The organism is Xanthomonas sp. F10 (assembly GCF_014206815.1).
In the GTDB taxonomy this organism is placed as follows: Bacteria; Pseudomonadota; Gammaproteobacteria; order Xanthomonadales; family Xanthomonadaceae; genus Xanthomonas_A; species Xanthomonas_A indica.
Genome location: NZ_JACHNP010000001.1, coordinates 2,209,538 through 2,227,989, shown reverse-complemented (window position 1 = coordinate 2,227,989; position 18,452 = coordinate 2,209,538). Strand labels below are relative to the sequence as shown.

The 18,452-nt window shown below is 70.9% G+C and carries 16 protein-coding genes and 1 pseudogene; 8 read left to right on the top strand and 9 right to left on the bottom strand.

All coding sequences use genetic code 11. From position 1 onward, the window contains the following. The first annotated feature begins 209 nt into the window (after window positions 1-209). The gene (locus tag FHR56_RS09720; protein WP_184502479.1) at window positions 210-1,412 is read left to right on the top strand and encodes an MFS transporter; all 1,203 of its coding nucleotides are present in this window, start codon (window positions 210-212) and stop codon (window positions 1,410-1,412) included. Between the two features lie 18 nt (window positions 1,413-1,430). Here the strand turns inward: FHR56_RS09720 and FHR56_RS09715 are convergent, their stop codons facing one another. Then, window positions 1,431-2,615, bottom strand: a complete 1,185-nt coding sequence (locus FHR56_RS09715; RefSeq protein WP_237473345.1) for a tetratricopeptide repeat protein — start codon at window positions 2,613-2,615, stop codon at window positions 1,431-1,433. Between the two features lie 447 nt (window positions 2,616-3,062). On the opposite strand from FHR56_RS09715, the gene FHR56_RS09710 reads away from it, so the two are divergent. From FHR56_RS09710 to FHR56_RS09690, 5 genes are all read left to right on the top strand, one after another. Beyond that, window positions 3,063-3,518 carry a PA2169 family four-helix-bundle protein gene (locus tag FHR56_RS09710; RefSeq protein ID WP_160948019.1) on the top strand — a complete coding sequence of 152 codons (456 nt, stop codon included), beginning with the start codon at window positions 3,063-3,065 and terminating at the stop codon, window positions 3,516-3,518. 142 nt (window positions 3,519-3,660) lie between these two features. After that, a complete protein-coding gene (thpR, locus tag FHR56_RS09705) occupies window positions 3,661-4,281 on the top strand; it encodes an RNA 2',3'-cyclic phosphodiesterase (RefSeq protein ID WP_160948018.1) in 621 nt (206 codons plus the stop codon). Beyond that, entirely contained in the window at window positions 4,278-4,877 is a 600-nt protein-coding gene (locus FHR56_RS09700) for a hypothetical protein (RefSeq protein ID WP_160948017.1), read from the top strand. The genes thpR and FHR56_RS09700 overlap by 4 nt, the downstream gene beginning before the upstream one ends. Window positions 4,878-4,954: 77 nt before the next feature. After that, window positions 4,955-5,140 (top strand): oxidoreductase-like domain-containing protein, encoded by a 186-nt coding sequence (locus tag FHR56_RS09695; RefSeq protein ID WP_160948016.1) that lies wholly within the window; start codon window positions 4,955-4,957, stop codon window positions 5,138-5,140. A gap of 121 nt (window positions 5,141-5,261) precedes the next feature. Then, on the top strand, window positions 5,262-6,686 hold the full coding sequence (locus FHR56_RS09690; RefSeq protein WP_202407056.1) for a virulence factor family protein: 1,425 nt from the start codon (window positions 5,262-5,264) through the stop codon (window positions 6,684-6,686). A gap of 435 nt (window positions 6,687-7,121) precedes the next feature. On the opposite strand, the gene mprF is transcribed toward FHR56_RS09690, so the two are convergent. Next, entirely contained in the window at window positions 7,122-9,686 is a 2,565-nt protein-coding gene (mprF, locus tag FHR56_RS09685) for a bifunctional lysylphosphatidylglycerol flippase/synthetase MprF (RefSeq protein ID WP_160948015.1), read from the bottom strand. Between the two features lie 495 nt (window positions 9,687-10,181). Between mprF and FHR56_RS09680 the strand changes: the two genes are divergently transcribed. Next, window positions 10,182-10,874 (top strand): DUF998 domain-containing protein, encoded by a 693-nt coding sequence (locus FHR56_RS09680; protein ID WP_160948014.1) that lies wholly within the window; start codon window positions 10,182-10,184, stop codon window positions 10,872-10,874. Next, window positions 10,871-11,215, top strand: a complete 345-nt coding sequence (locus FHR56_RS09675; protein ID WP_017910151.1) for a RidA family protein — start codon at window positions 10,871-10,873, stop codon at window positions 11,213-11,215. Before FHR56_RS09680 ends, FHR56_RS09675 begins: the two co-directional genes overlap by 4 nt. Window positions 11,216-11,425: 210 nt before the next feature. Here the strand turns inward: FHR56_RS09675 and FHR56_RS09670 are convergent, their stop codons facing one another. The 7 genes and pseudogenes from FHR56_RS09670 to FHR56_RS09640 all read right to left on the bottom strand — a co-directional run bounded on the left by FHR56_RS09670 (window position 11,426) and on the right by FHR56_RS09640 (window position 18,188). Next, the gene (locus FHR56_RS09670) at window positions 11,426-12,502 is read right to left on the bottom strand and encodes a cyclopropane-fatty-acyl-phospholipid synthase family protein (protein WP_160948013.1); all 1,077 of its coding nucleotides are present in this window, start codon (window positions 12,500-12,502) and stop codon (window positions 11,426-11,428) included. Window positions 12,503-12,523: 21 nt separating this feature from the next. Next, complete coding sequence (locus FHR56_RS09665; RefSeq protein ID WP_160948012.1) at window positions 12,524-13,306, bottom strand: DUF1295 domain-containing protein; 783 nt, start codon at window positions 13,304-13,306, stop codon at window positions 12,524-12,526. Continuing rightward, window positions 13,303-13,848: a DUF2878 domain-containing protein gene (locus tag FHR56_RS09660; RefSeq protein ID WP_160948011.1), complete on the bottom strand. Its 546-nt coding sequence runs from the start codon at window positions 13,846-13,848 to the stop codon at window positions 13,303-13,305. Before FHR56_RS09660 ends, FHR56_RS09665 begins: the two co-directional genes overlap by 4 nt. Next, entirely contained in the window at window positions 13,845-15,158 is a 1,314-nt protein-coding gene (locus FHR56_RS09655) for a cyclopropane-fatty-acyl-phospholipid synthase family protein (RefSeq protein WP_160948010.1), read from the bottom strand. The genes FHR56_RS09660 and FHR56_RS09655 overlap by 4 nt, the downstream gene beginning before the upstream one ends. Then, window positions 15,155-15,934: pseudogene (locus FHR56_RS09650) on the bottom strand (DUF1365 domain-containing protein); the annotation flags it as partial. The gene FHR56_RS09655 and the pseudogene FHR56_RS09650, both read right to left, overlap by 4 nt. Window positions 15,935-16,020: 86 nt before the next feature. Next, window positions 16,021-17,274 carry an FAD-dependent oxidoreductase gene (locus FHR56_RS09645; protein WP_160948008.1) on the bottom strand — a complete coding sequence of 418 codons (1,254 nt, stop codon included), beginning with the start codon at window positions 17,272-17,274 and terminating at the stop codon, window positions 16,021-16,023. Next, window positions 17,271-18,188 carry an acyl-CoA desaturase gene (locus FHR56_RS09640; RefSeq protein ID WP_343160771.1) on the bottom strand — a complete coding sequence of 306 codons (918 nt, stop codon included), beginning with the start codon at window positions 18,186-18,188 and terminating at the stop codon, window positions 17,271-17,273. The genes FHR56_RS09645 and FHR56_RS09640 overlap by 4 nt, the downstream gene beginning before the upstream one ends. Window positions 18,189-18,452: the final 264 nt, after the last annotated feature.

The following is an 18,452-nucleotide window of genomic DNA, read 5'->3' as shown; positions in this document are numbered from 1 at the left end:
CAAGGCGGCGTGCGTGCAGGACATGGGGACAGATGGCAAGCGTTTCGCCGCGGCGCGATGGGACAGTGCGTTGCTGCCGCGGCATCTTCGCGAGCCATCGCCGCGTGAGGTGACGCCAGCGGCACGCCGCAACGCGGCGTTGCAGCCCTGGGGCTGCAAGGCTTGCTGCGATGCACAATAATGGGCAGCCCTCCTTTCTGGACGTGCGCATGACCTCATCCGCCACGGCGCCGCTGTCGCGGCGCGGCTACGTGTTGATCCTGTTCGCGCTGGCGATGGGCGGTTTCGCGATCGGTACCAGCGAGTTCTCCACCATGGGCCTGATGCCGTACATCGGCCATGGCCTGGACATCGATGCGCCGCAGGTCGGGCATCTGATCAGCGCCTATGCGCTGGGCGTGGTGGTCGGTGCGCCACTGCTGGCGATCCTCGGCGCGCGCTGGCCGCGCCGGCATCTGCTGCTGGCGCTGATGGGCTTCTATGCGTTCGGCAATCTCGCCAGCGCGCTGGCGCCGGACTATCACAGCATGCTGCTGGCGCGGTTCGTCGCCGGCCTGCCGCATGGCGCCTACTTCGGCGTAGCGACGCTGGTGGCCGCCTCGATCGGTCTGCCCGACCAGCGTGGCGCGGCGGTCAGCCGGGTGCTGCTGGGCCTGAACCTGGCGGTGCTGGTCGGCAACCCGCTGGCGACCTGGCTCGGCCAGGTGGCGCAATGGCGCTATGCCTACGCGCTGGTGGCGGTGATCGCGGTGCTGACGGTGGTGCTGGTGTGGCGTCTGCTGCCGGCCGATCCGCAGGAGGCGCGGCCCTCGCCGCTGCGCGAACTGCGCGCCTTCAACCGCACCCAGGTGTGGCTGGCGCTGGGCATCGGCGCGATCGGCTTCGCCGGCATGTTCTGCGTCTTCAGCTATCTGGCGCCGACCCTGATGGAGGTCACCGGCGTGTCCGAACACTGGATCCCGGTGGCGATGGGCGCGTTCGGGTTGGGCGGATTGCTCGGCAATCTGGCCGGCGGCTGGCTGTTCGACCGCATGCAGTTCCGCGCGGTGCCGCTGGTGCTGCTGTGGTCGCTGGTGGTGTTGCTGGCATTCCCGCTGGCGGCGACTTCGTCGTGGGCGGTGCTGCCGGCGGTGGTGGCGGTCGGCAGCATGGGCGCGCTGGCGCCGGTACTGCAGACCCGCCTGATGGACGTGGCCAGCGACGCGCAGACCCTGGCCGCGGCGTCCAACCATGCCGCGTTCAACCTGGCCAACGCGCTGGGACCGTGGCTGGGCGGGATCGCGATCGGCGCCGGCCTGGGCTGGACCTCCACCGGCTATGTCGGCGCGGCGATGGCGCTGGGCGGGCTGCTGATCTACCTGTGGGCGCGCCAAGCGGCGCGGCGTACGGCCTGCGCACCGGCGGCCGGCTAGGACACGCCCTGGGCGGCCCTAGCGCGGCGGCCGCGCGGTCGAGGACAGCCGCCGCAACGCCTCCAGCTTGCCCTGGTAGCGGGGTTGGGTGGCCGGATCTGCGTGTGCCATGGCCTCGCGCAGCGCGACGGATGCGCGGCGGATGTCGCCGCTGTGCAGGTAGGCGCGGGCCAGGGCGAAGTACAGCAGATGGGCACCGTCGTACAGGTGCAGCGCGCGTCGGTAATAGGCGATGGCTGCGGCGTAGTCCTGGCGCTGCTCGGCCTCGGTGCCGAGCAGGTATTGCTGGAACGGATCGCGCTGGCGCACGTGTTCCATCTGCCGCTGCAGGGCGGCCTCGCGCGCGCCGTCGCCCAGGCGCCGGGCCAGGCCGACGGCATTGGATAGCGCCGGCAGGTGCTCCGGATCGATCTCCAGCGCCTTGGCGTAGTCGCGTGCCGCGGCGGCGCTGTCGCCATCGCGCATCGCCAGCACGCCCTGGTTGTTCCATGCGCCGGCGAAGCGCGGATCCATCTGCAAGGCCATCGCCAGATGCGCGCGGGCGCCGTCCAGGTCGCCGTCGACCATCAGTTCGGCGCCACGGTTGTTGTAGTAATGGGCGAGGGCGCGGCGGTCGGAGATGGGCTGCGGCCCACGCCGGTCCATCAGCACACTGCGGTCCAGGTCGATGCTGCCGCGGCCGCTGTCCACGCGCACGCCGGCGTTGACGTGGCCGACGTTGTACAGCGCATTGCCGTCCTCGTACCAGCTCAGCACGCGGCGCACTTCCTGGACCTGCGCCTGCAACCCGACGTCGCGCGCCATCGCCACGAACAGCAGGGTGAAGGACAGGCAGTTGACCTGGCGCGTGGTGTAGCTCTCGGCAACGCTGTGGGTGGCGTTGGCGTCGTACTGCAGGTTCAGGCCGTTGGCGTCGAAGGCCAGCGCCACCAGTTGCTGCAGGCGGTGCTCGGCGTCGGCGCTGCGGTCGATGCGCTGCTGCAGCAGCGCGTGCAGTGCCGGCGGCAGCTGCATGATCTGCTCCGGCGTCGGCGTCGGCGTCGGCGTCGGAGCGGCGGTTCCCGCGATGCGCGTTGCAGGAGCTGGCGGTGTCGCCTCGTTCTGTACTGCCGCTGCCAAGTGCGATGGCGGCATCGGCGGGGGCGGCGGCGACGGGGCGGCCGCGGCAGCGGCGAGCAGGGCGAACGCGGTCCAGGCGAACATGACGCACCCCTCGCGGTGCCCTGCAGGGCCAGGGCTCGCCTCCACTATAGGGCTTGCCGGCGGTGCGGGGAGGCCGCTGCGGCGGCGCCGACGAACGGTTCCCGGCGGCGCGACTCGCGACGGGCGTCATCCACAGCCGCTGTGGACGACCATGGGGCAACGGTGTGGATAAGTCGCTTCCGGCCAAGCGCCGCAACACGCGCAGACAGGATGGTGAAAACTTCGCCACATGCCTGACTGCGTGCAAACCCCAATGAACGCATGTTCACCACCGGCAATGCGGCGTGACGAACAACGGCGAACGGCTCACGTGCGCTTTATGCCGATCTGCCCAGCATCGCCACCACCACGCAACGCGGCAATTCTTTCGACCGCGCCGCGCGATATCCAAGGTCCACCCCCGCGTGCCCGTTGCGCGATATCGCCGGCTGCGCCACAGGAGTTCCCATGAGCATCCAGAGCAAGACCACCCACAGCCTCAACGACCTCATCGCCATTTCCCGCGACGGCAAGGACTTCTACGAAGAAGCCGCGAAGAAGGTGGGCGACGCCGAACTGTCGGCACTGTTCCTGCGCATCGCCGGCGTCAAGTCGGACATCGTCAGCAGCCTGAGCGCGGTGGTGCAGTCGATCGGCGGCAAGCCGGAAGAACACGGCACCATGGTCGGCAGCATGCAGCAGATGTACGGCAAGGTCCGTGCGGCGCTGGGCGACACCAAGTACGGCTATGTGGCAGAACTGGAAGAGTCCGAGGACCGCCTGCTGAAGGCCTTCAACGAGACCATCGCCGATGCCGACACCCCGGTTGCCGCGCGCGATGCCGCCACCCGGCTGCTGCCGGAAGTGCGCGCCTGCCACGACGTGATGCGTACCCGCAAGCACGCGATGAAGAACGCGGCGTAAGGCCGTTCGTCGCCGACCCGGCGCGCCGCCATCGCGGTGCTTGCCGGGTCGGCGTCGCGGAGTCGGCAGCGGCGGGGCGTGCTTGCTACCATGCGGCCTCGACCGCTGCCCGAGCTGATTGCGGCGCCTGCCGCTGCTACCCATGTCTCCCGATGCCGCGCCTGCCGGCGCCCAGTTCTCGTTCGGCTTCGACGCGCCCGCCGCGCGCGAAAGCCTGTTCTTCGCCCTCTTGCCCGATCCGCAGACTGCGCAGGCGGTCCATCGCCTCGGTCAGCAGATGTGCCACGACCGTGGACTGCACGGACGCGCGTTGCCGCCTGAGCGGTTGCATGTGACCTTGCAGTATCTCGGCGAGTACGCCGGGATCCCGCCGCGCCTGCTGCAACAGGCATGCGCTGCAGGGCAGGCGCTTGCTGCTACGCCGTTCGCGCTGGCATTCGACCAGGTGGTGACCTTCGACAGTCGCGCGCGCAGTCGTCCGCTGGTCCTGCGCGGCGATGCCGAACCCGCGCCGTTGCTGGCGTTGCGCCAGGCGCTGCAGCAGCAATTGGCCCGGCACGGCGTGGCCGCACGCGCCGACGGCCATTATGTGCCGCACATGACCCTGGCGTACGTCGATCAGGCGCTGGCGCCGCAGCGCGTACCGGCGCTGCCCTGGCAGGCGGCGTCGCTGAGCCTGATCCGCAGCGTGCAGGGCCAGGGCCGTTACCTGCACGAAGCGAGCTGGCCGTTGCGCGCCGATCCAGCGCGGAGCGGCGCATGAGCGCGGCGCCGCTGACCCTGCCCGAGGCGCAGTGGGCGCAGCTGCGCGCCGCCTATGCCGAGCCGCCGCGCGCCTATCACCATTTCGGCCACGTCGAGGCGGTGCTGGCGCACTATGCCGAGGTCGCCGCCGACACCGGTTGGTGGCAGCCGCGCGAGGTGTATTTGGCCGTGCTCTACCACGATGCGGTCTACCGCGCCGGCCGCAGCGACAACGAGGCGCAGTCGGCGCGCCTGGCCGAGGCGGCGATCGCGCAGTGGCTGCCGGGCGCCGGCGTGGAGGCGGCGCGGGTGGCCGAGTTGATCGCGCTCACCGCGCGCCACGGGCAACTGACCGTCGACGCAGTGGATGCGGATGCGGCGTTGTTCCTGGATTGCGATATGGCGATCCTCGGTGCCGCGCCTGAGGCCTTCGCCGACTACGACCGTGCCATCGCCGAGGAGTACCGCGGGGTGGTGCCGGGCTGGCTGTACCGACGCAAGCGCCGCGCCTTCCTGCGTGCCGTGCTGGCGCAGCCGCGCATCTTCCTCAGCGAGCGCTTCCATGCGCGCTACGACGCGGCCGCCCGCGCCAACCTGCGCCAGGCGATCGGCTGACAGGGCGGCGCCGCGGCCGGCGCCGCCTTCTTCTACACTGCCGCGCCGGTCTGTTCCGGCCGCCGCCACGGAGCCCCATGTCCGACCCTGCCGCCAACGCCGATCCCCGCCCGCAGGCGCCGCAGCCGCCGGCCCCCAGCGACTGCTGCGACAGCGGCTGCCCGCTGTGCGTCTACGACCTCTACCACGAGGAACTGGAGCGCTACCGGCAGGCGCTGGCGGCGTGGCGGCTGCGCCATCCCGGCGCCGACGCGGACGGCTGACGGCCCCGGCCGCGCCGGTGATGGCCCTCTCCGGCGTACCCGGCATGAACCGCGGCGCGCGCCGCGCTTCGCGCCGCCGCCGTTCGGGATTATCTTTAACGCGCCTTTTCAGGATGGCTGGATGATGCAGAAGCGTGGCGGTTGGGTGTGGGGATGTGCACTGGGTGGACTGCTGGTGGCCGGCATCGCCGGTGCGGCGCCGGGCGCCGCGGCCGCCGCCGCGCCGAGCGCGGGTGCGCCGGCAGCCTCGCCGGAAAAGCTCAGCCATGGCCGCTTCGAGCAGGTGCCGGTGCTGTTGCCCAAGGGCAACGCGCAGCGCGTGGTGCTGTGGTTCGCCGGCGGCAAGCACGCCGACGCTGCGCGCATGCGCCAGATCGAGGCGCTGCGCGACGACGGCGCGATGGTCGCGGTGATCGACAGCGCGCACCTGCAGGCGGTGCTGGCCAAGATCGACGGCACCTGCGGCTTCTCGGCCGGCGACGTGGAGAATTTCTCGCGTTACGTGCAGGCCTATTTCCACGTGCCGACCTACCACCTGCCGTTGCTGGTCGGCGATGGCGACGGCGCCGCGCTGGCCTATGCGGTCGCCGCGCAGGCGCCCAAGCATCTGCTGGCGGGCCTGCTGACCGAGGATTTCTGCCCGGTGCAGGTGCTCGACGACCAGATCTGCGGCGCCGGCATCACCGCGCCGGCGCGCGCGCTGCAGCCAACGGCGCTGCCGGTGCCGTGGCTGGCGGCGCTCGACGCAAAGAGCCGGCGCGACCGCTGCACCCAGCAGAGCGATGCGTTCGTGCAAAAGGTGGCACAGGCGCGGCAGTTCCGCCGCAGCGCCAGCGGCGATGCGCTGCCGGGCCTGCGCGCGGCGGTGCGTTCGCTGGGCGACCGCCCCGGGGTCAGCCTGCCGCCGACTCCGGCCGACCTGGCCGGCCTGCCGGTGGTGGAAGTGCCGGCCGCCGCGGGTGCGGGCGGTGCCGGCAACGGCAACGTGTTCGCGATCTTCGTCTCCGGCGACGGCGGCTGGGCCGGGCTGGACCAGCAGGTCGCCGGCGCCCTGGCCAAGGCCGGCATCCCGGTGGTGGGCGTGGATTCGCTGCGCTACTTCTGGAGCGAGCGCACGCCGCAGGGCTTCGCCACCGACCTGGACCGCATCTACCGCCACTACAGCCACCTGTGGCAGCGCGGGCGAGTGGTGCTGATCGGCTTCTCGCAGGGCGCCGACGTGTTGCCGGCGGCCTACAACCAGTTGCCGGAGGCGATGCGCGACCAGGTGCAGATGACCGCCTTGCTGTCGGTGGGCAAGACCGCCGACTACGAGTTCCACGTGTCCAACTGGATCAGTTCCGGCGACGACGGCCTGCCGATCGCCCCGGAAGTGGCGAAGATGCCGCCGGCGCAGACCCTGTGCATCTACGGCGAGGACGACGACGACGCGCTGTGCCCGGACCTGCCCAAGGGCGGGGCGCAACTGGTCAAGCTGCCCGGCGACCATCACTTCCAGGGCGATTACGCCACCCTGGCCAAGCAAATCCTGCAGCGGATTCAGTAGGCGCGGGGATTGGGGAGTCAGGATTGAGGATTGGTGGCTGGTCGCGCGTGCGGGCTTGCCTGCTCGCGCCGTCGTAGGAGCGGCTTCAGCCGCGACGCGGGCCACTGAAACATCGGTCCTGCAAGGCGGCGAGCGAGGTTGGCCGCCGCCGGGCACTCCATGGGCGGCCGTACCCTCACCCCAACCCCCGCTCCGCGCCCCGGCCCGCGCTTGCGGCGCGGGCGCTCCGGTGTGCGCGCGTCAGTGACGCGCAAGCCCACCCTGTCGCCCCGGTGGGAGAGGGGCTTTGCTGTTCCTTCTCCCACCGGGACGACGGCCCCCTTTTCGGGGGAAGGTGCCCCGAAGGGGCGGATGCGGGTACGGCGCGAAGCCTTGCAATGCCCCGGAAAAGGGATAGCCAGGCCAATCGCCAATCCCGGCTCCCCAATCCCGGCCTCACTCCGGTTTGCGCGGATCCAGCGAGATCAGCCGGGTCACGTCCAGCAGGGCGGCGGGCAGGTGCATGCCGCCGGGGGCGGCGAGATAGCGGGTGCGCCAGGTGGGGGCGAACTTGGATTTGAAGCGGCGCAGGCCGGTGAAGCCGTAGAAGCGTTCGCCGTGGCGCACGATCAGGTTGCCGAAGCGGTTCCAGCGGCCGGCCAGGCGGTGCTGGGCCAGGCCCGACAGCGGCGCCATGCCCAGCGAGAAGCGCTTGTAGCCCTGGTCGCGGCCCCACAGGAACAGCTCGATGAACAGGAAATCCATGGTGCCCTTCGGCGCATCGGCGATATGCCGCATCAGGTCCACCGACAGCTCGTGTCCGGCCGGGGCCTGCCACAGGTTGGCGAAGGCCACGACCTTGCCTTCGAACTCCACCAGCGCGACCGGGAAGCGGCGCAGGTAGGCCGGGTCGAAGCTGCCCAGCGAGAAGCCCTTTTCGGCGCCCGCCTTGTCTTCCAGCCATTGCTGCGAGACCTCGGCCAGTACCGGCATCAGCGCATCCACCGCGTCGGCTTCGACGATGCGGAAGCTCAGTCCGCTGCGCTTGCCGCGGTTCCAGGCCTGGCGCAGGTCGGCGCGGTCGCGGCCCTCCAGGTGGAAGCCCTCCAGCGACACCATCGCCTCCTCGCCGAGCTTGACCAGGGTCAGGCCCAGGTCCAGGTAGGTCTGCCAGTGCTGCTCGCCGACCTGGTAGAACACCGGGCGCAGGCCCATGCGGTCGGCTTCCTCGCGGAAGCGCCAGATCAGCGCCCGCGCCACCTCCGGTGCGCCGACCGGGTCGCCCATCGCCACCAGCGAGCCGCCGTAGCGCTGCATCATCACGAAGCCGGGGCCTTCTTCTGCTTGCAGCAGGGCCTTGTCGCCGGTCAGCACCAGGCAGGCCTGGGTATCGGTGGCCTGGGCCAGCACCGGCGCCAGCGCGTCCAGCTGCGCGCCATCGGCCGGCGGCAGCGGCGACCGGGTGCTGTGCAGCAGCCGCGCCATCCCGAACACCACCACCGCCACGCTGACCAGCAGCACCGCGCGCAGCGCGCGCGGCGCGTTGGCCGAGGTGGCGAACTCCCACCACAGCTCGTTCTGGTATTCGACGTGGCTGTAGACGAAGAACAGCAGCCAGATCGTGGCGATCAGCACCAGGCCGAGGTTGCGCAGCCACGGCCACGACCAGGCCTCGTCGAGCAGCGCGCCTTCGCGGTAGAACTCGCGGCGCGCGCCCCACAGGCCGACCGCCACCACCAGCGAGGACAGCGCCACCGAGACGTGGCCGCCGCGCAGCCAGGCCGGCAGCGGCAGCAGCACGCAGATGCCGATCGCCAGCACCCAGGCCGCATGGCTGCGCCGCTGCAGGCCCTGGCCGATCAGCAGCAGCACCACGCCGCCGAGGCTGGCCAGCAGGTGCGAGGTCTCCATGATCGACAGCGGCGCCATGTCCTGGCGGCGCTTGGGCGTGGGCAGGGTGCCGTCGATGACCAGTGCCGCGCCGACCGCGAACACCGCCAGGGCGATGATCTGCGGCAACCACGGGCGCAGCGTGCGCCAGGCCACGCGCACTCCGCCGGCACTGGCGGCCAGCGGCCGGCGCAGGCCGGACAGCGACGCCATCAGCACCGACAGCAGCAGCGGCACCACGTAGTAGGTAATGCGGTAGATCAGCGCCGCCGCCAGCACCGCCGCCGGCGCCACGCCGGGCAGCAGCTTGAGCAGGCTCCACTCGAACACGCCCAGGCCGGCCGGCACGGTCGAGACCAGGCCGGCCACCACCGCGACCAGGTACAGGCCGACGAAGCCGATGTATTCGATGCCCGATTCGTTGGGCAGCAGCACGTAGAACGCGGCGCTGGCCAGGCCCAGCTCGACCACGCTCAGCGCGGTCACGCCCAGGGTGGTGCGCCGGTCCGGCAGCCACAGTTCGTGGCTGCGCCAGCGCAGCGTGCGGCCGTCGCGGCCGGCCAGCAGCAGCATCGCGGCGAAGCCCACCAGCAACGCGATGCCGATGGCGCGCACTGCGGTCGCGCCGACCGGCAGCGCCAGCGCCGCTGCGGCCGGTTCCAGGGTCAGGGCCAGCGCCAGCAGCAACCAGGCGCCGAACACGAAGCCGAGCGTGCTCATCAGCACCACCTGGCCGATCTCGGCCAGGCTCAGTCCGACCCGGCCGTAACCGCGCAGACGCACCGCGCCGCCGGTCAGCGCGGCGAAGCCCAGGGTCTGTCCGACCGCATGCGCCAGGAACGCGGTGATGCTGATCCGCATCGGATGCAGCTTGCGCCCGCTGCGGCGCAGGCCGACGGCATCGAAGCCGATCAGGCAGGCGTAGCTGCTCAGGCCCAGCAGCAGGGTCAGCACGATCTGGCTGAGGCTCAGCTGGTTGAACGCGTGACGGATCGCACTGTAGCCATGGGTGCTGAACTCCGTGGCCAGCGCATGCAGCGCCAGGGCCAGGATCGCCAGGCTGGCCAGCACCGGCAGCGCACGGCGCCAGCCGGGAGTGGACGCGGGAGCGGAGGGCGCGGCGTCGGTCATTGCGGGCGAGCGGCAAGGTGCCACGACCCGCGGCACGCGATGCGCGACGAGGCCGGAGCGGAACTGCAGACGGAACGAAGAGAGGCCATCGCGATACCGGTTGGGTGAGAGCGTGTTACGAACATGGAGGGAGCGGCGAACAGGGGGCGACGGCAAGGTGTGTGGTACGCCGGAGCAACGCAGGTTGCCCGGCACGCCGCGCACCCTTCGGGCCACGCAAGGCGCCACGTCCCGACAGAAGCGCGATCAACGGCGCGAACCCGGCCCTGTACGGGGTGGCTTGGCGCCATCCCGGGCAGCACCACGCCGCGCACGTACCGCATCCTCCACTACCCATGCCGCTCCTCTCACCGTGCATCACACGTTCTAGGCTATACCGGCCGCGCCGGCGACGCGCATGATAGTGGAATCGTACGTCGCCACGGCGTCGGGACCGCGGCAGGGGCCGCGGCCGGCGGTTGCGGCCATGGTCTGTGCTGGTTCCGGAGCCTGTCGATGCCGCTGTCCGCATCTCCCTTTCCCGCGCCGCCGCACTGGCCGCGCCTGGCCGGTGCCGCCGCGCTGCTGCTGGCGCTGCTGTTCCTCGGCGTGGCGTTGGCGCTGCAGGTCGTGCGCACCGATCTGCACTGGCAGCAGGCCACGCTCAGCCAATACCTCCATGGGCCGGGCGGCCTGCTGTTGCGCACTGTCTACGTCCTGCTGGCAGCGGCTGTGATGGCCTTGGCGGCCGGCCTGTACGCGCAAGCGCCGCCACGCGCGCGCAGCGGCGCGCCGGTGCTGCTGTTCTATGGTGCTGCGCTGGGGTTGTGCGGCGTCGCGGTCGGCGACAGCTACCTGCCGCAGCGCGCACCGCTGCTGGCGCCGCTGGTGCACGGGCTATCCGCGCAGACCGCGTTCCTGTGCGCGACCACGGCAATGCTGCTGCAGAGCGCCTGGCTGCGCCGGCAGCAGGCGTGGCAGCGCCGCGCCGGGCCGTTGTTGCTGCTGGCAGTGCTGGCGTTCGTGGCCTTGTGGGGGCATGTGCTGTGGCGAGCGCCGCCGCGCGGGCTGACCCAGAAGCTGGCGATCGTGCTGATCCTGGCCTGGCTGTTGCCGGTGGCGTATCGGCTGTGGCGGCCGGCGCCTGCACGCGCGGCGCAATCGCGCGACAATGGCACGGTCTTCCCACTACAGGACAGCGCATCATGATCCAGCGTTTCGATACCGGCCCGCGGATGTCGGAGATGACCGTGTACAACGGCGTGGCTTATCTGGCCGGGCAGATCGCCGACGACACCAGCGAAGACATCGCCGGCCAGACCCGCCAGGTGCTGGCGGCGATCGACCGACTGCTGGCGCTCGCCGCCACCGACAAGAGCCGGATCCTGCGCGCGGAGATCTTCATGACCGATCTGGCCGAATTCGCCGAGATGAACAAGGTCTGGGAAGAGTGGGTCAGCCCGGGCAACACCCCGGCCCGCGCCACCGTGCAGGCCAAGCTGGCCGACCCGGCCTGGAAGATCGAGATCGTCATTACCGCGGCCGCTTGAGCGGCCGGGATTGGGGATTCGGGAGTGGGGATTCGTCTCGCCCATCCCGGTCTCGCTGGCGCATCCCTGATCCTCGTAGGAGCGGCTTCAGCCGCGACAGGCATGACCGGTAACGCCCCTCGCGGCTGAAGCCGCTCCTACGCGCGTTCGATCAGGCGGCAGCACGCCGCCCTTGCCAATCCCCAATCCCGACTCCCCAATCCCGGCGCCTCAGCGCCTGACAAACCGGTAATGCGCCACGCCCCACTGCTGGCCCTGTTCGTAGCCGAACAGTTCCGCGCAGGCCATCCAGAACATGCGCCAGCGTTGCCACCAGATCTTGGCGTCGGCGCCGTAGGTGGCCTGCAGCACCGGCATCAGCGCATCGCGGTGGCGGTCCTGGTTGTGCAGCCAGGCGTTGGCGGTCTTCTCGTAGTGCTGGCCGGACAGCAGCCAGCGGCGTTCGATCGCCAGGTCGTCCTGGAACTGCAGCAGGGTGTCGGCCGCCGGCATCAGGCCGCCGGTGAAGAAGTGCCGGCCCATCCAGTTGTCCTCGCCCTGCACCTCGAACGGGTAGGCCAGGTCGCGATGGCAGAAGATGTGCACGAACAGCCGCCCGCCCGGCACCAGCCAGTGGCCGACCCGCTTGAGCAGTTCGCGGTAGTTGCGCATGTGCTCGAACATCTCGATCGAGACCACGCGGTCGTAGCTCTCGGTCGGCAGGGTCAGGGTGTTGGCGTCGTGGGTGATCACCTTGACATTGCTGAGCCCGCGCGCGCGGCACTGCGCTTCGATGTGCTCGCGCTGCGGCCGCGAGTTGGACACCGCGGTGATGCGCGCGCCGGGGAACTGCTCGGCCATCCACAAGGTCAGCGAGCCCCAGCCGCAGCCCAGCTCGAGGATGCGCTGGCCATCGCGCAACTGCGCGCGTTCGCCGTACAGCTGCAGCATGCGTTCTTCGGCCGCGTCCAGGTCGGGCGTGCTCGCGTCCCAGTAGCAGCTGCTGTACTTCAGGCGCTTGCCCAGGCACAGCTCGAAGAACCGCGGCGGCACTTCGTAGTGCTGTCGGTTGGCCGCGTCGGTCTCGATGGCGATGGCGCTCTCGCGCAGCGATTCGATCAGCAGGCGCTGGCGTTCCCAGGCCGCGTCGGCGCCGCCGGCGCGCTCGTCGCGCAGGCGTTGCGCGCACAGTCGGCGCATGGCCGCGCGCAGCACGGCGTCAGGCAGCAGGCCGGATTCGGCCAGGCGCGTGGCCAGGGGCTCGGCCGGCGCGGCGGGCGGGGAAGAGGTGGCGAAGGTGCTGGACATCGGCGGATCTCCTGGCGCGGCTCAGTGCCGCGGCGGCATGGGGAAGAAGGCGCTGGTGCTGCGCTGGTAGTCGGCGTAGTCGCGGCCGCGCGAGCGCAGGGCCTGCTGTTCGGTGTAGGGAATGCCGGTGACGCGGTACAGGAAGGCGAACATCAGCAGCGGTCCCAGCGCGGCCACGCCGACCCACAGCGCGCCGCTGCCCACCGCCAGGAACACGTAGGCGAACCAGTGCACGAATTCGAAGAAGTAGTTCGGATGCCGCGAATAGCGCCACAGGCCGCGGCGACAGGTGGTGCCCTTGTTGGCCGGGTCGACGCGGAACGCGGCCAGTTGCCGGTCGGCCAGGCTTTCCCCGCCCACCGCGATCAGCCAGGTCGCCAGCGCCAGCGTGGTCCACACGCTCCATTGCGGCTGCGGATTGTGCGCGGCCACCGACAGCGGCACCGCGAACGCCAGCACCACCAGCGCCTGGCCGAGGAAGAACGCCAGGAACTTGCGCTGGTCGCCGTGCCAGTGCTCGCGCAGGGCGCGATAGCGGCCGTCCTCGTGCGCATCGCCGAATACGCGCACGCCCAGGTGCCAGGCCAGGCGTGCGCCCCACAGCCCTCCCAGCACGGCGGTCAGCACCCGCGGCAGCAACGCGCCGTCGGCACGCCAGGCGCAGTACACCGCGGTCAGCGCCATGCACGCCGACCACAGCACGTCGACCACGCCGGCGTTGCGGGTGTGTCGCTGCCAGGCCCAGCCGGCGAGCATGACCAGCACGGTGAACACGCCCACATGCAGCAGCGGCCAGGCGTTCATCGCATCGCTCCGGTTGCCGGCATCGCTGGCGTTGGGGACGTCAGGCGACGCATCGCCAGGCTCAGCAGGGTCAGTGCCGCGGCCCAGCCCAGCGCCAGCGCCAGCAGCGCCTGCGGCAATGGCTCGGTCAGGGTCACTGCCTGCCAGCCGCGCGCGGCCAACACATAGCCCAGCGGACCGGCGGTGGCGCCGAACAGCGCCGCGCGCCAGGGATGGCGCATCACCCACGCCAGCGAATGTTGGAAGGTCAGCGCGAAGCCGGCCCACAGCGCCAGGATCCACAGCGGCGGCCACGGCGCCGGCGGCGCGGCGGCATAGCGCACCCAGTCGCCGGCGCGCATGGCGGCATCCACGCCGGCGCCCAGGGGCAGCGCCAGGGCGATCAGCGTGGCGTCGCCGCGGGCGCGACGGCGCTGCTGCAACTGGTACAGCGCGAACAGCGCCAGCGCCGCCGGGCCGGCCCAGGCCAGCCCGTGCGCGGCGCCGACCACCGCGGCCAGCCACAGCCCCTGCAGGGCCAGGTAGTTGATCAGCTTGCTCATGCGTCGCCCGCCAGCGCGGGAGCGAACTGCGCCGGCCGCGCGCGCGGCTTGCTCAGCCACAGGTGCACGTCGCCGATCGAGCGCTCCAGGAAGCCGCCCTCGCAGTAGGCCAGATAGAACTCCCACATGCGGATGAAGCGTTCGTCGTAGCCGAGCGCGCGCACCTGCGGCAGTTTGGCCATGAAGCGCTCGCGCCAGGCGCGCAGGGTCAGCGCGTAGCTGGGGCCGATGTCTTCCAGATTGAACAGGCGCAGGTCGCTGGCGCGGCCGATCGCGCCGGTCATCGCCGCCACCGAGGGAATGAAGCTGCCCGGGAAGATGTGGCGCTTGATGAAGTCCACCGACTTGAGCGCCTGCGCGTAGCGGTGATCCTCGATGGTGATGGCCTGGATCAGCGCCTGGCCGTCGTCCTTGAGCAGGCTGCCGACCTTGCCGAAGTAGGTATCCAGGTACTGATGGCCGATCGCCTCGATCATCTCGATCGAGACCAGGCGATCGTAGCGACCATCGAGATCGCGGTAATCGCGCAGCAGCACCTCGACCCGGTCCGACAGCCCGGCGGCGGCGATGCGCTGCCGGGCCAGCTCGTACTGCTCGCGCGAGATGGTGGTGGTGGTGACGCGGCAGCCGTGGTGCTTGGCCGCATGCAGCGCGAAACCGCCCCAGCCGGTGCCGATCTCGACCAGATGGTGGTGCGGCTGCAGATCGAGCTTGGCGCAGATGCGCTGCAGCTTGCGCTCGGCGGCACGCTCCAGCGCCGCCTCGCCCAAGGCGGCGTCGGCATCGCGGAAGATCGCCGAGGAATACATCAGGTTGCGGTCCAGGAACAGCTCGAACAGTTGGTTGCCCAGGTCGTAGTGCGCGGCGATGTTGCGGCGGCTGCCGGCGCGGGTGTTGCGCGCGAACGCGTGCAGGCCGCGCATCGCCAGGCCGCCGAGCCGGGCCAGGCCGGTCTCCATCGCGTCCAGGCGGTCGCGGTTGCGCACCAGCAGGCGCACCAGCGCGACCAGGTCGTCGCAGTCCCACAGCCCGTCCATGTACGCCTCGCCGACGCCGACGCTGCCGTTGAGCGCAGCCTGGCGGTAGAAACGCGGGTCGTGGATGCGCAGATGCGCCTGCAACGCGTCGGCGCCGGCGCTGGCATCGCCCAGTGTGGTCAGCGTGCCGGCCTCCTCGATCCGCAGCTGACCATCGTGCAGGCCATCGAGCGTGGCGAGCAGGCGCTGCCGCAGCAGGCGATCGAGACCGCGCACCGGCGGTGCGGCCGGGGTCAGCGCGGCGTCGGAAGAGGGCGCGTGCGGAGCGTTCATCGGCGTTCTCGCGGAAGGGAATGATCGGGATGGTCGTGCACCGGGTTGCCGCGCAGCCACAGCCGCAGCGCCTGCCAGTGGATCTTGGCCATGACCTGCAGGGTCATCGCCGGATAGCGCAGCAGCGCCTGCGCCAGGCTGGCGCCGCCGAGGGCGCGGCGCTGCAGCACCAGGGTGGCGTCGAAGCGCCGCCGCGTCGTCGCCGGCGCGGGATCGAGCACGTCCATGTGCACGCGCAGTTGCGCGCCGGGTTCGCTGAAGCGCCAGGCGTAGGTGTGCGCCATGGCCATGAACGGCGAGACATGGAAGCGCTTGGCGAAGCGCCAGGCATGCGTGGCGCCGTGACTGCGCGCCTCGGCCATCGGCAGCACGTAGGCGTGGCGCTGCCGCCATGGCGTGTTGGTGATCTCGGCGACGATGCTGTGCAGGCGCTGCTGCGCGTCGTGGCAGTAGTAGAACGTGACCGGATTGAAGCAGTGGCCGAAGTAGCGCAGGTGGGTGAGCATGCGCACCGGCCCCAGCGGGCGCTCGCCGGTGTGTTGCTGCACGCGGTCGCGCACTGCCTCGTCCAGTGGTTGCGCGGGATCGCCCAGGTAGTCGCTGCGGCGGAATTCGGCCAGGTTGCGCCGGTTCACCGACCACAGCCAGCGCCGCGCGAACACCTGCTCCAGTTCGTCCAGGTCCAGGTACAGCAGGAACAGCGGGTAGCGGAACGCCAGCGCTTTCGGCGCATACCGGCGATGCCGCACCCAGCCGGTGTACACCGCGCTGTGCAGGCCGTGCAAGGTCGTGCCCGCCGCCGCCGACGTTGTCGAGACGGCGCCAGCCGGCGGGGCGGACACGGCAGCGCGGCGCAGCACGGTCATGACCAGGGTACCCCCAGCGCGGCGGCCACGTCGACCGCGCTGCGCAGGCCGTCCTCGTGGAAGCCGAAGCCCCAGCCGGCGCCGGCGAACCAGGTGTTGCGCTGGCCCTGGATCTCGCCCTTGCGCGCCTGCGCCGCCACCGATGCCTGGGTCTGCAGCGGATGCCGATAGCGCATGCGCCGCAGCACCTTGGTCGGATCGATCGCATCGCTGCGGTTGAGGCTGACGATGAACGGCTGCGGCGCCTGCAGCGACTGCAGTGCGTTCATCCAGTAGCTCACCGTGCACGGTGCGTCCGGATCGGCCGGCACGTGCGCGTTCCAGGCGGCCCAGGCGCGGCGGTCGCGCGGCAGCACGCGCGCATCGGTGTGCAGTACGGTCTCGTTGTCCTGGTAGCCGATCGCGCCGAGGATCGCGGTTTCGGCGTCGCTGGGATCGGTGAGCAGGCGCAGCGCATCGTCTGCGTGGCAGGCCAGCACCGCGTGGTCGTACTGCTGGGTGTCGGCGTCGCAGGCGATGGCGACGCTGCCGTGCGCGGTCCGCTGGATCGCGCGCACCGGCGTGCCCAGCCGCTCGCGCACGCGCCAGCGGCTGCGCAGCGCGCGCACGTAGCTGTTGGAGCCGCCGCGCACCACCCGCCACTGCGGGCGGCCGCTGACCTGCAGCATGTGGTGGTTGGCCATGAAGCCGATCAACTGGCGCATCGGGAAGTCGAGGATCTGCCGCGACGGCGAGGACCACAGCGCCGAGGCCATCGGCACCAGGTGCGCGTCGCGGAACACCTCGGAATAGCCATGGCGCTGCAGGAATTCGCCCAGCGTCAGCTGCGCCAGGGTGGCGTCGTGCAGCACCTGCGGCGCCTCCCGGTAGAACCGCCGCAGGTCGCGCAGCATCCGCCAGAAGCGCGGCGACAGCAGGTTGCGGCGCTGGCAGAACAGGCCGCCGAGGGTGCCGGCGTTGTATTCCAGCCCGGTGCGCTGCTCGTGTACCGAGAAACTCATCGTGGTCGGCTGCGACTCCACCCCGAGCCGCGCGAACAGCGCGCTCAGCAGCGGGTAGTGCTGCGGATTGAACACGATGAAGCCGCTGTCCACCGCGTACTCCACACCGTCCAGTTCGATCGCATGGGTGTGGGTGTGGCCGCCGAGATAATCGGCCGCCTCGTACAGCGTCACCTCGTGGCGCTGCGACAGCAACCACGCCGCGCCGAGGCCGGCGATCCCCGAGCCCACTACCGCGATCCGGCTCATCGGGCACGCACCTGTGCGCGCAGCAGCCCGGCCGGCACCGGTTTGAGCTCGCGGATCACCCGGGTCCACGACAGCGCCTTCAGTCCGTACCAGGTCAGGTCCAGCTCCCACCAGCGGAAACCCTGACGCGCGGCGCCGGGGAAGAAATGGTGGTTGTTGTGCCAGCCTTCGCCGAAGGTCAGCAGCGCCAGCCACAGGTTGTTGCGGCTGTCGTCGCGGGTGTCGAAGCGGCGGCTGCCGAAGCGGTGCGCCAGCGAGTTGATAGTGAAGGTGGCATGGAACAGCGCCACGGTGGAGACGAAGAAGCCCCACACCAGCAACTGCGGTCCATCGGTGCCGAGCTGCGGCACGTGCTGCTGCAGCCACTCGCCGAGCAGGAACAGTGCCAGCGCCAGCAGCACCGGCAGCAGCAGGTCGAAGCGATCGAGGAAGCGCAGTTCGGGGAAGCGACGCAGGTCCGGGATCGCGTCCCAATCGGTGCGGAAGCCGCGCGGGGTCAGGAACCAGCCGCTATGGCTCCACCAGAAGCCGTGCTGGCGTGGCGAATGCGGATCGGCCGGGGTGTCGGTGTGGCGATGGTGGTTGCGGTGGTGGGCGGCCCACCACAGCGGCCCGCGCTGCACGCAGGTGGCGCCGATCGCGGCGAACAGGAACTGCACCGGGCGCGAGGTCTTGAACGCGCGGTGGGCGAAATAGCGGTGGTAGAAGCCGGTGAGCGCGAACATGCGCACCGCGTACATCGCCACCGCCATGCCCACGGCGAACCACGACACGCCGACCCAGAACACGCCCAGGCAGGCCAGGTGCAGGCCGATGTAGGGCGCGGCGCGCAGCCAGTCGATGCGGTCGGCGCGCGCCGGGTCCAGTTCGATCTCGGCGCTGGTGTCGAACCAGCGGCGCAGGGTGCGCAGGATGCGGCCACGCCGCGCAGGCGGCGTTGTCGAATGCGGGCGTTCCGGAACGGGACTCGGCACAAGCGCGTCTCATTGGGGGACTTGGGGAGCGATACGGGCGAAACCGGAAGACGGATGCACCCGCGTCGCGCGCCGTCCCCTGCGCGTGGTGCATGCTCGTCGCGCGTGGCGCACGTGTTCCCCGCCTGCGCATCGCAGCGCCGAGGGGGGGACGATCGTGTCGCGACACAGGACGGAACCGCGCATGCATGACAGCGCGCGTAT